At 40.8% G+C, this 14,385-nt stretch carries 13 protein-coding genes; all 13 read left to right on the top strand.

Annotated elements, in window-relative coordinates; translation table 11 throughout:
* Positions 1-174 precede the first annotated feature (174 nt).
* The 13 genes from dksA to fbpC all read left to right on the top strand — a co-directional run bounded on the left by dksA (position 175) and on the right by fbpC (position 14,273).
* On the top strand, positions 175-630 hold the full coding sequence (gene dksA / locus ACNART_RS05320; protein WP_023580786.1) for an RNA polymerase-binding protein DksA: 456 nt from the start codon (positions 175-177) through the stop codon (positions 628-630).
* 53 nt (positions 631-683) lie between these two features.
* Entirely contained in the window at positions 684-1,595 is a 912-nt protein-coding gene (gene gluQRS, locus ACNART_RS05315; RefSeq protein WP_198619408.1) for a tRNA glutamyl-Q(34) synthetase GluQRS, read from the top strand.
* A gap of 90 nt (positions 1,596-1,685) precedes the next feature.
* Positions 1,686-3,239, top strand: a complete 1,554-nt coding sequence (gene pcnB, locus ACNART_RS05310; RefSeq protein ID WP_406588703.1) for a polynucleotide adenylyltransferase PcnB — start codon at positions 1,686-1,688, stop codon at positions 3,237-3,239.
* Positions 3,232-3,726, top strand: a complete 495-nt coding sequence (gene folK / locus ACNART_RS05305; protein WP_100159309.1) for a 2-amino-4-hydroxy-6-hydroxymethyldihydropteridine diphosphokinase — start codon at positions 3,232-3,234, stop codon at positions 3,724-3,726. Before pcnB ends, folK begins: the two co-directional genes overlap by 8 nt.
* A 360-nt stretch (positions 3,727-4,086) precedes the next feature.
* Entirely contained in the window at positions 4,087-4,878 is a 792-nt protein-coding gene (gene panB / locus ACNART_RS05300; protein WP_416303472.1) for a 3-methyl-2-oxobutanoate hydroxymethyltransferase, read from the top strand.
* A 43-nt stretch (positions 4,879-4,921) separates the two neighbouring features.
* Entirely contained in the window at positions 4,922-5,773 is an 852-nt protein-coding gene (gene panC / locus ACNART_RS05295) for a pantoate--beta-alanine ligase (RefSeq protein WP_416303471.1), read from the top strand.
* 32 nt (positions 5,774-5,805) lie between these two features.
* The gene (gene panD / locus ACNART_RS05290; protein ID WP_198619405.1) at positions 5,806-6,186 is read left to right on the top strand and encodes an aspartate 1-decarboxylase; all 381 of its coding nucleotides are present in this window, start codon (positions 5,806-5,808) and stop codon (positions 6,184-6,186) included.
* Positions 6,187-6,419: 233 nt separating this feature from the next.
* Positions 6,420-7,052 (top strand): response regulator transcription factor, encoded by a 633-nt coding sequence (locus ACNART_RS05285; protein WP_109371574.1) that lies wholly within the window; start codon positions 6,420-6,422, stop codon positions 7,050-7,052.
* A 1-nt stretch (position 7,053) separates the two neighbouring features.
* Positions 7,054-8,610, top strand: a complete 1,557-nt coding sequence (locus ACNART_RS05280) for an MASE1 domain-containing protein (RefSeq protein WP_198619404.1) — start codon at positions 7,054-7,056, stop codon at positions 8,608-8,610.
* Positions 8,611-8,677: 67 nt separating this feature from the next.
* The gene (uhpC, locus tag ACNART_RS05275; RefSeq protein ID WP_311747287.1) at positions 8,678-10,030 is read left to right on the top strand and encodes an MFS transporter family glucose-6-phosphate receptor UhpC; all 1,353 of its coding nucleotides are present in this window, start codon (positions 8,678-8,680) and stop codon (positions 10,028-10,030) included.
* Positions 10,031-10,032: 2 nt separating this feature from the next.
* Positions 10,033-11,064: an ABC transporter substrate-binding protein gene (locus tag ACNART_RS05270; protein WP_069368510.1), complete on the top strand. Its 1,032-nt coding sequence runs from the start codon at positions 10,033-10,035 to the stop codon at positions 11,062-11,064.
* Between the two features lie 74 nt (positions 11,065-11,138).
* On the top strand, positions 11,139-13,217 hold the full coding sequence (locus ACNART_RS05265; protein ID WP_198619402.1) for an ABC transporter permease: 2,079 nt from the start codon (positions 11,139-11,141) through the stop codon (positions 13,215-13,217).
* A gap of 15 nt (positions 13,218-13,232) precedes the next feature.
* Positions 13,233-14,273 carry a ferric ABC transporter ATP-binding protein gene (gene fbpC, locus ACNART_RS05260; RefSeq protein ID WP_109371582.1) on the top strand — a complete coding sequence of 347 codons (1,041 nt, stop codon included), beginning with the start codon at positions 13,233-13,235 and terminating at the stop codon, positions 14,271-14,273.
* The last annotated feature ends 112 nt before the right edge of the window (positions 14,274-14,385 follow it).

Raw genomic sequence — 14,385 nt, 5'->3', positions numbered from 1 at the left:
AGCATTTTTTAACTAAAAAGGGACATTTACTTGCGTGCCTTCACACCATGAGAAAACTTATTGAAGGAATAATTGCTATCCTCGCGGGCATCTGCTATTTATAGCGCCCTATTTTTTCCCCTTCCTGTTTTGAAGGTGGGGATTATTCAGAAATGCGTATGTAGGAGAAGCATTATGCAAGAAGGGCAAAAGCGTAAAACATCGTCCATGAGCATTCTCGCTATTGCTGGCGTTGAGCCATATCAGGAAAAAGCGGGCGAAGAGTACATGAACGAAGCCCAATTAGCGCATTTTAAGCTAATACTTGAATCTTGGCGCAATCAGCTCAGGGATGAAGTCAACCGCACCGTTACTCATATGCAAGATGAGGCGGCAAACTTCCCAGATCCCGTTGACCGTGCTGCACAAGAAGAAGAATTCAGTCTTGAGCTGCGTAACCGTGATCGTGAACGTAAACTCATTAAGAAAATCGAGAAAACACTGAAAAAAGTCGAAGATGATGACTTTGGTTTCTGTGAATCTTGTGGAGTGGAAATCGGCATTCGCCGTTTAGAAGCTCGTCCTACAGCAGATTTATGTATCGACTGTAAGACATTAGCTGAAATCCGTGAAAAACAGATGGCTGGCTAATAATGAGCAAACGCCTCAGCCTAATACGTTGAGGCGTTAATCTGAATCTTTCGATGCACGAGATTACAGACTATATTGGGCGCTTTGCGCCATCGCCAACGGGTCAACTTCATTTTGGCTCATTGGTTACTGCACTTGGCAGTTATCTTCAAGCTCGCGCACACCACGGGCGTTGGCTTTTGCGCATCGATGATATCGACCCTCTTAGAGAACCTCCCGGCACTGCATCCCAAATTATTCGTACATTAGAACATTATGGTTTGTTCTGGGATGAAGAGATCCTCTATCAATCGCAACGCCATGATGCTTACCGTGAGATTTTACACACTCTTTGGAAAGAAGGTGTTTGCTATCACTGTCATTGTAGCCGTCATCGTTTACATGACTTAGGGGGTGTGTATGATAACCACTGTCGTCATCGCGAGCCACTCACAACTAATGTTACACCTTTTGATAAAGAGAGTGCATGGAGGTTGATCCAACAGCATCCTGTTTATCATTTTGAAGATGTCATTCAAGGTACATATTATTCAAAGAGTACGTCTATCGTGTTAGAAGATATGATTATTCACAGAAAAGATAACTTATTTGCGTATAATCTAGTGACAGTGATTGATGATAGTTATCAGGGTGTAACCGAAGTTGTTAGAGGTGCCGATCTACTTGATCCCACATTGCGACAAATCAGTTTACATAAACAACTGAATTTACCTATTCCGCGTTATGCTCATTTACCTTTAGCAATAAATCATGACGGTAATAAATTATCAAAACAAAATCACGCAAATGCGTTACCAGATACTGATCCAAGACCCGTCATTATCGATGCTTTACGGTTTCTTAATCAGCCTATTATTGCGGGTTGGCAAGATTATTCGTTAGCATCATTGTTAGAGATTGCGATAGCGCAGTGGTCACCTTCTGAGATTTTAAAACAAAATCATCAGCAACAAGGGTATGAATAAACCACACAAAGCATTCTCAAAAAATGTTCAGTAGGCTATGATTAGCCGCTTAATTTTTTAATTATTAGAATTTATTATTCGAGGTGTCATATTTTTAATCGAGTAGCACATTTCTGCCGTAATCTGCTAGGGCGACAAACAACGTCATCAGACACACAACCGGTAGCGAGTGAAAGGCCAGTCACTGCATCTGACCGACCAATACAAGAAACACAGAAACCTGTGCGTCGGCGTCCTGCTATATCCGCAGACCGTCCCCGTAAAAAAAAGAGTAATAAAGAAAAGGCGAACGGGAGTGATTTGCCAATGACTGTGATCCCAAGAGATCAACACCCAATTTCACGTAACGACATCAGTGATAATGCATTAAAAGTGCTTTATCGCCTAAATAACTCTGGCTTTCAGGCTTATTTAGTTGGTGGCGGTGTCCGTGACTTATTACTGGGAAAAAAACCAAAAGATTTTGATATTGCCACTAATGCAACACCTGAAGATGTACGTCGATTATTCCGTAACAGCCGTTTAGTCGGTCGTCGTTTCCGTCTTGCTCATATTATGTTTGGCCCTGAAGTGATTGAAGTTGCGACTTTCCGCGGCTCTCATGAAGATCATGAAGTTTCAGACAATAACCAATCCCAGCAAGCACAAAGCGGTATGTTACTGCGCGACAATATTTTTGGCTCAATTGAAGAAGATGCCATCCGTCGTGACTTTACATTAAACAGCCTCTATTACGGTGTTGATGATTTTGCTGTACGTGATTACGTTGGCGGCTTAGCGGATCTGAAAGCGGGTATTATTCGCTTAATTGGCGATCCTGAAACGCGCTATCGCGAAGATCCCGTCAGAATGCTTAGAGCCATTCGCTTTGCTAGTAAATTGGATATGCAAATTGCGCCAGAAACCGCAGAGCCAATTGCCAGACTTGCTCCTTTATTACGTAATATTCCATCGGCTCGTCTTTTTGAAGAATCGCTGAAATTATTACAAACGGGGCAAGGATACAAAACTTACAAGTTAATGTGTCGTCATCAATTACTTGAACCGCTGTTTCCGCTGATTGCATCTAAAATGACAGAGCAACATGATACGCCGATGGAGAGAATGCTAGATCAAGTTCTCAAAAACACGGACTACCGCATCAATAAAGAGATGCGAGTCAATCCGGCGTTCTTATTTGCGGCGATGCTGTGGTATCCATTAATTGAACATGCCGAAAAATTAGTCCAAGAAAGTGGTCTTTCTTACTATGACTCTTTCTCTATGGCGATGAACGATATTTTAGATGAGCAATGCCGTACTATTGCGATACCAAAACGCATTACCACAACAATGCGTGATATCTGGCAATTACAGCAACGTTTACCTAAACGCCAAGGTCGTCGTGCGAATAAATTACTTGAGCACCCTAAATTCCGTGCAGCATTCGATTTACTGGAATTACGTGCCAATGTACAACACAATCCAGAGCTTCAAGCGTTAGCTGGTTGGTGGGCTGATTTCCAAGCCTCTAACAATACGCAACAGCGCTCAATGGTCTCTGAATTAGGCCAAGCCCCCGTTCGTAAACGTCCGCGTCCACGTAAACGCCCTCGTCATCCAAGCGCAAAACCAGCATCAAGACACGAGAATACCAATGAGTAAACAGAAAAAACGTGTTTATATCATTTTAGGTAGCAATTTGAATTCACCTGAAAATCAGGTGAATTCAGCGATTAAGGCAATCAGTGAGATCCCACAAACAACATTGATTGCACAATCATCTTGGTATCGTACTCGCCCAATGGGACCACAAGATCAGCCTGATTATCTTAATGTCGCTGTTGCGGTTGATACAACGTTAGCACCTGAAGAGTTGCTTAATAACACACAAGCGATTGAATTAGCGCAAGGTCGTGTTAGAAAAGAAGGCAACCGTTGGGGCCCAAGAACGCTTGATCTTGATATTATGTTATTTGGTGATGACGTGATCCAAACCGAGCGATTAACCGTACCTCATTACGGGCTTAAAGTACGTGAATTTATGCTTTATCCATTAGCGGAATTAGCACCCGACCTTCGCTTTCCTGATGGTGAGTTATTAGCAGATAGATTGGCGTTAGTGCCTGAAAATGGCATGGAAAAGTGGTAATTTCACACTAGTACGTTCTTAATGCTAAAGGTTGATACTGTAAAAAATATAAACAGTATCAGCCTATCTCTTCTCTTTTACTTTCCCTCAATTTTTCAAACACATCTCTCCGCCCCAATCTCTAAACTCTTTTATATTTATTTTTCACATATAGGCAATTGATAAATATAAATAAAAATTATCATTTATTATTTTTCATTACTCATTTAATTACTTTTTCTTCGTTTTTAGTCCTTAAATGCTACAATCGAAAGCGGCTTTATTTTGATGTTCTAACATTTTCTTTAATAAACAAACAATTATGTGAAGTAATTAATTTTATCTACACACAAAAAAATGACAATGATGGAGTTTGTTACAATGAAACCCACTACGCTTTCAACGCTGAACCGCTATAAGCAAGAAAAGAAAAAATTCGCCACAATCACCGCTTATGATGCAAGTTTTGCTCGCCTTTTTGCACAAGAAGGTATTCAAGCCATGCTGATTGGTGATTCATTGGGTATGACACTACAAGGTCATAACAGCACCTTGCCTGTCACCGTTGAACAAATTGCCTACCACACTCGTTGTGTAAGAGCGGGTGCACCTAATGCTTTCTTGATTGCAGATATGCCGTTTATGTCTTATTCCACCCCTGAGCAAGCTTGTCTTAATGCCGGCATTCTGATGCAAGCAGGAGCTAATATGGTGAAGATTGAAGGTGGAAGTTGGTTAATTCCTACCGTTAAAATGCTCACTGAGCGTGCGGTTCCTGTCTGTATTCATTTAGGTCTAACACCACAATCTGTCAACGTCTTTGGAGGTTATAAAATCCAAGGTAGAGAGCACGATGAAGCCGAGCAATTGAAGCAAGATGCCATCGCCCTTGAAAATGCGGGTGCTCAATTGGCGGTATTGGAATGTGTTCCTGTTACTCTGGCTAAAACAATTACAGACGCATTAACGATGCCTGTTATTGGTATTGGGGCAGGCAATGTCACAGATGGACAAATTCTTGTTATGCATGATTTATTAGGTTTAACACCTCAAGCCCCTAAGTTTTCAAAAGACTTTTTACAAGAAGCAGGCTCCTTAAAAGGTGCGGTTAGTCTTTATGTTCAACAAGTTGAACAATGCCTGTTTCCAGAAGAAAAACATTCATTTAACTGATTTATTATCTTAATTATCAATATTGTTTAAAAGGAGTCACGCCGTGCTAATTATTGAAACTACGCTTATCTTACGCAGAGAAATCAAGCGATTAAAGCAAGAAGGTAAACGCATTGCATTGGTTCCAACAATGGGTAATCTGCATGAAGGTCACCTAAAATTAATTGAAGAAGCGCGTATTCACGCAGATGTTGTGATCACATCTATTTTTGTTAACCCACTTCAATTTGATAGAGAAGCGGATTTAGCAAATTATCCTCGTACTTTACAAGAAGATTGCGAGTTACTGCGTGATAAACATGTCGATATTATCTTTGCGCCTTCAGCAAAAGAAATGTATCCACACGGTATGGAAAATCAAACAACTGTTGATGTCCCTGTATTATCTATCGTATTAGAAGGCGCAAGCCGTCCTGGTCATTTCCGTGGTGTCACGACAGTTGTCAGTAAGCTTTTTAACCTTGTACAACCTGATGTTGCGATGTTCGGTGAAAAAGACTTCCAACAACTGCAAATTATCAAAAAGATGGTAAGCGATTTATGTATGGATATCAGCATCGTTCCTGTTGCTATCGTACGTGACAAAAATGGTTTAGCGCTCAGTTCGCGCAATCGTCTATTATCTGATAACGAAAAACAACAAGCCCCTGCACTTTATCAAGCGATGCAAGAAATTGCAGAACAACTAAAGTCGGGTAATCATGATGTTAATCAGCTACTGCAAAATGCAAAAAACACCTTAGAGCAGCAAGGTTTTCGTGCAGATGAGTGCTTTATTTGTGATGCGGATACACTCACACCATTAAATGAAGAGAGCCATCGGGCCGTGATTTTAATGGCTGCATGGCTAGGTAATACACGCTTGATTGATAACCAGCAAGTTAACCTTGTTTAATATTCATTATTAGAAAAATAGGAAACACAACAATGCTACGCACTATGTTACAAGGCAAACTTCATCGCGTAAAAGTCACACAAGCTGATCTTAACTATGAAGGCTCTTGCGCAATTGATCAGGATTTTATGGATGCCGCAGGCATTCTTGAAAATGAAGCGATTGATATTTATAACGTTGATAATGGTGAGCGTTTTTCAACCTATGCCATTTGTGCCGAAAGAGGCTCTCGGATTATTTCAGTCAATGGAGCAGCTGCGCGTCGTGCCGCCGTTGGCGATCGCTTAATTATTTGTTCTTATGTGCAAATTCCTGATAGTGATGCGCGTAGCCATAAACCTAATATTGCTTATTTTGAAGATAACAACGAGATGAAACGTATTGCAAAAGCGGTTCCTGTTCAAGTTGCTTAATCAATAAGAAATAACACATTTCCCCATAAACAGAGGTTCCCTGTTTATGGGGAATTATCACCTGAATAATAAATAATCTATTGTTATTATTTGCTTGTCACGATTCACCACGACAAAAACGAGACATAAGATTCAAAACCGTGTTTCTTCTCCATTTTTCCTCGCTTATCTTTCTGTAGCTTGTTATAAATCATATAAGTATTGTCTGACTACTCTCTGACTAATAAAAAATTATGATAAAAGTTGCTTTAGTAGATGATCACATTGTTGTGCGTTCAGGATTTGCACAACTCTTAATGTTAGAACCCGATATTCATATCGTGGGTGAATATTCTAATGGGCAAGAAGCATGGCCTTATTTAGCACATGACGATATTGATGTTGCTGTGATGGATCTCTCTATGCCTGGCGAAAGTGGTCTACAACTCCAAAGTCGCTTAAAACAAAAGCGCCCTGATTTTCGCACCATTATTTTAAGTATCTACGATACGCCCGCTTTTGTTCAAAGCGCATTAGATTCGGGCGCCCGCGGTTATTTAACAAAACGTTGTGGCCCTGAAGAGTTAGTACAAGCCGTACGCGCTGTACATCAAGGTGGCTGTTATCTTTGTTCTGATGCAATGAAAGCGTTACGACAAACACCCGAAAAAGAAGATGCATTACATACGTTAACACCTCGCGAAAGAGAGATTTTCAATCTTTTAGTTCAAGGCGTTAATGTCAAAACAATTGCGGTACAACTTAACCTTAGCCACAAAACCGTTCACGTTCATCGAGCCAATGTTCTTGGTAAATTAAGCTGTGAAACCACTATCGATCTGGTTCATTTCGCCTTAAAAAATCAATTGATTACAGGCTCGCTGTAAAATGAAAAGGGGACTGCGTTTTTTTCTTCAATCCCTCTTTTTATTACTCACCTACTCTTTACTTTGGCTATCACTTTGGGTGATTGGCTTCTATTTAAGTAAAAACGGGCAACAAGCCGCCCTTTTCTTACCTCAAGGTCTACGATTAGCCCTAATAATTTTACTTTGGCGGCGTTTTTGGCTACCAATGTTATTTGCTGAATGGGGGCTTTATTACTGGTTAGCGCAAGAGCAATTAATTACCCACGCCATTATTTATCTCTCACCAATACTAAGCCTTATTATCGCGTTAGAAGTTCAGCGTATTTGGTGGCGATATCCTCTTTATTGGCAACGCCTAACCCTATTAATTAGTGCCGTTGGCTTTAATAGCCTGCTACAAGCCTTTATTCTTGGTTTTGTAATTAATACCACCAGCGGTATTTTTCTGACATCCGTTACTGGTGGCATATTACTCGCCCCTTTTGTTTTTTTACTTTATGAATATCTACGCGAATTACAAAGTCGCACTTTAGTCTCTGACGGCACACTCGATCCGCCATTAAGAACCTCCTTACTCATGTGGGGATTTCTATTTTGCCTTATCGGATTAAGTGCACAGTTTTTCTTAACACCCGAAATAGAACGCTTATTAGTTATTCTTGTTTTTATCCCTAATGTATTTATGGCGTATCGTTATGGCTGGCAAGGCGGCGTATTATCTGCAATATTAGGCAGCTTAATTATCACCTTTGCTCGACAAGTTAATGGCGCGTTTAATGACTTACGTGAGTTAGAAATGTTTTTAACTACGCAAGCTATTATTGGCATTGGTTTAGGGATAGCAATAAGCCGCCAACAGCAATTAGCCCATAATTTACGTCACTATCGATTACGCTTAGAGCAAGAACTTCAGGCTAGACGCGAACTAATGGAGCAACTTGTTCACACCGAAGAAGATGTGAAAAAAGCCATTGCTCGTGAATTACATGATGAGATTGGGCAAAATATTACAGCCATCCAAATTCAATCAATGTTAGTAAAAAAGATGGCTGATAACGATAAAACGCGCCAAACAGGGGAACAAATCGAACGGCTTGCACTGCAAATTCATCAATCTACACGTCAACTACTCCGACAATTACGCCCGCCTGTTTTAGAAGAAATGTCGCTTGAAAAAGCCCTTCACCATTTAATTAATGAGTTTGCTTTTGATGACAACGGTATCATCTGTAATTTTAATTACTCGTTAGATAAAGAGCCTAAAAATGAAACCATTATTTTTACCCTCTACCGTTTAGTACAAGAGCTGTTAAACAACATTAGTAAACACGCCAACGCGACCTATATCCAAATCTCACTGACTCAAAACCAAAACCGATTACGACTGATGATTAGTGATAATGGTATTGGCATGTTACCCACGTCATTATCAGCACAACAAAGTAGTGGCTTTGGATTACGCGGAATTGAAGAACGCATTCGTGCTTTAGGTGGAGAATGGGAAGTGGTAAATCATCACGGTACGAAAATAATTGTTAACTTACCCACAAATTCAAAAGAAAACAGTGAAAACTAAGAATAAGTCTTAGTCATCTACAACCTTATCTCATTCTTTTTCGCGACATTTTTTTTACATTTGCAACATCAAAGAGGATGTTATGTCAGGTAAAAATTCGGCATCAATAAATAAGACCTATAACTTTTGGCGCAAAAATTTAATGCTGTCGATGATTATTGGTTATGCCACCTTCTACCTCACACGTAAAAGCGTCAACTTTGTGATGCCCGTTATGCAAGTTGAATTGAATTTAGATAAAGGAGATATCGGTTGGATAGCCAGCCTTTTTTATCTCACTTACGGTTTATCTAAATTTGTTTCTGGTATTTTCCACGATAAGTGGGGATACCGCTGGTTTATGGGTGTTGGATTAGTAATGACAGGCATTATGAATATTATCTTTGCCTATTGTCTTTCGTTTCCTGCACTGCTTTTGGTCTGGGCACTAAATGGTTTCTTTCAAGGCTTTGGATGGCCACCTTGTGCAAGGTTGTTAACACACTGGTATTCACGCAATGAACGTGGCTTCTGGTGGGGATTATGGAATATCTCAATCAACCTTGGCGGGATGAGTCTTCCCATTTTAACTGCGTGGCTAGCGACGCATTATAGTTGGCAAGTCGCACTGCTTGTTCCCGGTATTATCGGCATCATCATCGGGCTATGGTTGTGTGTACGATTAAAAGGGACTCCCGCAGAAGAAGGACTTCCTACTGTGGGTGTGTGGCGGCGCGATGTGTTTGAATTACGTCAAGAACAAGCCTCTCCGCCTAAACCTATGCTAACTATTTTGAAAGAGAGCATTTTATTTAACCGAATGATTTGGTTGCTAGGGTTTTCTTATATTTTGGTTTATCTCATACGTATGGCGATAAACGATTGGGGAAATATCTGGTTATCAGAGACACATGGCGCCAATTTATTAAGTGCAAATGCCATTCTTTCCTTGTTTGAAGTAGGTGGCTTGCTCGGGGCGTTATGTTCAGGCTGGGGCTCGGATTTATTATTCCGCGGCCAACGAGCACCAATGATATTGCTGTTTTCACTCGGCCTTTTTACCGCAGTAACAGCACTTTGGTTAATTCCAATTCATCATTATGCGTTACTCGCAGCCTGTTTTTTTAGTATCGGTTTTTTTGTGTTCGGACCACAGATGTTAATCGGGCTTGCTGCAACAGAATATTGCCATAAAAACGCAGCAGGCACGGTAACTGGCTACTTGGGATTGTATGCCTATTTAGGGGCGGCAATGGCAGGTTGGCCATTAAGTCAGGTCATGGCGCATTATGGTTGGACTGGGATGTTTGCATTATTAACCAGTGCTGCGGCCTTAATGGGACTCTTACTAATGCCGTTGTTGATTGCTGATGTTAGCAAACAAGAGCATTCAGTTGGCCCACTTTCATTTTCCGATGACGACACATTTAAAAGGTTCTGAACATGAAATTGAAAACCCTCTCTACACTCGTTGCTGCTGGTCTGGCTCTTTCTGCGGTTAGCTTATCAACAAATGCGGCTGGTCGCTTAGTCGTTTACTGTAGTGCGACAAATGCGATGTGTGAAGCTGAAACAAAAGCCTTCGCCGAAAAGTATGATGTTAAAACTACCTTCGTTCGTAATGGTTCTGGGAGTACTTTAGCTAAAATTGAAGCTGAAAAACGTAACCCACAAGCTGACGTTTGGTATGGCGGTACAATGGATCCTCACTCACAAGCGGGTGAAATGGATCTGCTAGAGCCTTACGTTTCTCCTAATCTCGATCAGATCATGCCACAATTTCGTGATCCAGCTAAACGCAAAGGAAACTACTCTTCTGCGGTCTATGTCGGTATTTTAGGTTTTGGCGTCAATAAAGATCGCTTAAAAGAAAAAGGCATTGCTATTCCAACCTGCTGGAAAGATTTAATTAAGCCTGAATACAAAGGCGAAATTCAAATTGCTGATCCACAAAGCTCAGGTACGGCTTACACTGCACTGGCAACCTTTGATCAATTATGGGGCACTGAGCAAGCCTTTGATTACCTGAAGAAAATCAATACAAATATCTCTCAATACACCAAATCAGGTATTGCTCCTGCACGAAATGCAGCCCGTGGTGAAGCAGCCATTGGTATTGGTTTCCTACATGATTACTCATTAGAAGTTGAAAATGGCGCCCCACTTGAATTGATCTCGCCTTGTGAAGGTACAGGGTATGAAATCGGTGGTGTCAGTATCATTAAAAATGCCCGCAATATGGATAACGCAAAATTATTCGTAGATTGGACACTCTCAAAAGAAGCGCAGGAAATTAGCTGGAAAGAAGGTAAATCTTACCAAATTCTAACCAATACCTCGGCTGAATCTTCACCTATGGCACTGAAATTATCAGACTTAAAACTCATTAACTACGACATGGATAAATATGGCGATAGTGAAGTACGTAAGGAACTGATTAATAAGTGGGTTACCGAAGTAAAAATGGGTAAATAGCTCATTAACAGAGCGAGATAACCTCTCGCTCTCTTTTTCTCATAATAATAAATACATTTACTCTCGGGGGATTTATGTCTCACACACTCGCTTTACCTGAAAAAAAGAGGCGGGATCCCATATTTTTATGGATCCTAATTGCATGGATGGCATTTGCGTTACTGCCATCATGGAGCCTTGACTACGGTCTTTTAGACTCAACAGCAGATGAATTGCTCACCTCTTATGGCTGGAGTAGCCTAAATATCAGTTGGCTCTGGTTTTTATTACCGAGTTTACTGCTATTTCGCCCATTAACTGCACCTAAACGTGAAAATCGCTCTCGCCACTATTTTGATGCGGGTTTTGCCCTATTTTGTGCATTTATTACGATAGTCAGTGCAACCCTTGAAGGACGTGGCTTAGGTTATTCTGCGATCATCCTTTTTATTTCTCTGGGAATGATCATGAAAACCGCCTTAACACGCCTTGAATGGCTGGGCGGTGATAGCTTTGTTATCGGCTCTTTGATAGCTGTTGTTGCACTGATTGGCGCCTTTATTATCTTCCCTAGTATCGCTATTTTTATTCCGATGTTTAAAGATAGCGCGGGCAATTTTGCACCTTTTGAGTTTATCGCGATTTTAAGCCAAGCCCATATAGTGCAAGTGATGCTTAACTCAATTGTGCTTTCTATTGCTGTGGGGATAGGTTGTACTTTCTTTGGTTTAATACTGGCCATTTATACGTCACGTATTGCGGTGCGCTCTGCCATTATCGGCCGTGTATTTTCTATCTTACCTATTGTTACACCACCTTTTGTTGTCGGTTTAGGGGTGACGTTAATGATGGGACGTTCGGGTTATGTGACAGAGTTTCTGGCCACTTACGCAGGACTTGAAAATACCAACTGGTTATATGGCTTTACAGGGATTTGGTTGGCGCAAGTGCTCGCCTTTACCCCTATGTCATTTATGATTTTAGATGGCGCCATTAAAACCATTCATCCTTCATTAGAAGAAGCCTCTTACACCTTAAGAGCAAACCGTTATCAAACTTTCTTTAACGTCTTTATGCCGTTGCTTAAACCTGCGTTAGCCAATGCGTTTTTAATTGTAATTGTGCAATCTCTTGCTGACTTTAGTAATCCGTTAGTTTTAGGAGGCAACTTTGACGTTATCGCCACACAAATTTATTTCTATATCACAGGCTCTCAGCTTGATTATCAATCAGCCAGTACATTAGGCGCATCACTGTTAGTTTTCTCACTATTAGTGTTCTGTGTGCAGTATATGTGGATTGGTAAACGCTCTTACGTCACGGTATCAGGTAAATCTTATCGCGGTGATGTTCAACCTCTTCCATCGTCACTGATCGCATTTGTGACTACTGTTTTAGGTATTTGGGTTGTCTTTAATATCCTGCTCTATGGCAGTATTTTCTACGGTAGCTTTACCGTTAACTGGGGAGTTGATTACACCTTAACACTCGATAACTTTATCAAATTATTTGGTCAAGGAATGAGTGACGGTGCATGGCCTTCATTATTAGATACCTTGTTATATGCGGGTATCGCCGCGCCGATCACGGCAATTCTCGGACTATTAATTGCCTATATCGTGGTGCGCCAAGACTTTAAAGGTAAAAAAAGTATCGAGTTCACAACCATGCTTTGTTTTGCCGTACCAGGAACCGTCGCAGGTGTCTCTTATATTCTTGCGTTTAACGACTCGCCTTTCTATTTAACGGGAACGGCGGCAATTGTGATTATCTCTATGACAATGCGTAACGTGCCTGTGGGAATACGTGCGGGTATTGCGGGATTAGGGCAAATTGATAAATCGCTTGATGAAGCTTCTCTAAGTTTAAGAGCGAACTCAATGAGAACCATTTTCTATGTGCTGTTACCGTTATTACGCCCTGCTATTTTATCTGCGCTGATTTATAGCTTTGTGCGTGCGATAACGACAGTCAGTGCCATCGTTTTCCTTGTTACACCAGATACACGCGTTGCAACCGCTTATATTTTAAACCGCGTTGAAGATGGTGAATACGGCGTCGCAATTGCCTACGGCTCGATTTTAATCGTCGTGATGTTGGCAATTATTTTCTTATTTGACTATTTGATTGGCGAAGCCCGTGTTTCACGCTCTAAAGCCAAAAATGCACAGTAATACGGAGTATAAATCATGACACAACAACATTTCGTTGAACTGAAAAATGTAATTAAGCGTTTTGGCACTAACACGGTGATTGAAGATCTCAGTTTGTCTATTCCACAAGGCAAAATGGTTTCATTATTAGGGCCTTCAGGTTGCGGTAAAACAACCGTATTACGTTTAGTGGCAGGGTTAGAAAAACCGACAGAAGGCAAAATTTTTATCGATGGCGAAGATGTTACCGACCGTTCGATCCAGCAGCGCGACATCTGTATGGTGTTTCAGTCTTATGCCCTTTTCCCTCATATGTCGTTGGGCGAAAATATTGGCTATGGCTTAAAAATGCTGGGGCGTCCTAAGGCTGAAATCAAACAACGTGTTTCTGAAGCCTTAGAGCTGGTGGATTTAGCAGGCTTTGAAGACCGTTTTGTTGACCAAATTTCAGGTGGTCAACAACAACGTGTTGCATTAGCTCGCGCCTTAATTTTGAAACCTAAAGTGCTGCTTTTTGATGAACCATTGAGTAACCTTGATGCTAACTTACGTCGTAGTATGAGAGAGAAAATTCGTGAATTACAACAACAGTTTAATATCACGTCTCTTTATGTCACTCATGACCAAAGTGAAGCATTTGCCGTTTCTGATATGGTTTTAGTGATGAATAAAGGCAAGATAATGCAATTAGGTTCACCACAAAATCTTTATCGCCAACCCGCATCTGAATTTATGGCAAGCTTTATGGGAGATGCAAACTTATTCCCAGCCACATTGGGCGCTGATTATGTTGATATTTTCCAATATCGCCTACCAAAACCAGATACATTTAATACGACTAAAACCGAAGTTAGAGTTGGAGTTAGACCAGAAGCGATTACCTTATCTCAACAAGGTGATGTCTGTCAGCAATGTAAAATAGTGCATGTGGCTTACATGGGACCACAATATGAAGTCACGGTAGAATGGCAAAATCAAACCTTGCTATTACAAGTCAATGCCACACAGCTTCAGCCGAATGTAGGTGACAGTTATTATCTGCAAATTCACCCTTATGGTATGTTTATCTTAGAATAAGCGTCTTTATCTTATTTATCTTAAAGGCACCTTTGAGGTGCCTTTTTTCATCTCTTCTCCCTCTTTCAGAGAAAATATTTTTATATATAAATTACAATAACTTATAAAAATT

This window comes from Proteus sp. LHD240705 (assembly GCF_047921555.1).
In the GTDB taxonomy this organism is placed as follows: Bacteria; Pseudomonadota; Gammaproteobacteria; order Enterobacterales; family Enterobacteriaceae; genus Proteus.
This window is presented reverse-complemented; position numbering and strand designations above follow the sequence as displayed.

What these genes read in the sequence shown, in the direction of transcription:
- dksA (WP_023580786.1), top strand. Translation starts at nt 175, where the DNA reads ATGCAAGAAGGGCAAAAGCGTAAAACATCGTCCATGAGCATTCTCGCT.
- gluQRS (WP_198619408.1), top strand. Translation starts at nt 684, where the DNA reads ATGCACGAGATTACAGACTATATTGGGCGCTTTGCGCCATCGCCAACG.
- folK (WP_100159309.1), top strand. Translation starts at nt 3,232, where the DNA reads ATGAGTAAACAGAAAAAACGTGTTTATATCATTTTAGGTAGCAATTTG.
- panB (WP_416303472.1), top strand. Translation starts at nt 4,087, where the DNA reads ATGAAACCCACTACGCTTTCAACGCTGAACCGCTATAAGCAAGAAAAG.
- panD (WP_198619405.1), top strand. Translation starts at nt 5,806, where the DNA reads ATGCTACGCACTATGTTACAAGGCAAACTTCATCGCGTAAAAGTCACA.
- ACNART_RS05285 (WP_109371574.1), top strand. Translation starts at nt 6,420, where the DNA reads ATGATAAAAGTTGCTTTAGTAGATGATCACATTGTTGTGCGTTCAGGA.
- ACNART_RS05280 (WP_198619404.1), top strand. Translation starts at nt 7,054, where the DNA reads ATGAAAAGGGGACTGCGTTTTTTTCTTCAATCCCTCTTTTTATTACTC.
- ACNART_RS05270 (WP_069368510.1), top strand. Translation starts at nt 10,033, where the DNA reads ATGAAATTGAAAACCCTCTCTACACTCGTTGCTGCTGGTCTGGCTCTT.
- ACNART_RS05265 (WP_198619402.1), top strand. Translation starts at nt 11,139, where the DNA reads ATGTCTCACACACTCGCTTTACCTGAAAAAAAGAGGCGGGATCCCATA.
- fbpC (WP_109371582.1), top strand. Translation starts at nt 13,233, where the DNA reads ATGACACAACAACATTTCGTTGAACTGAAAAATGTAATTAAGCGTTTT.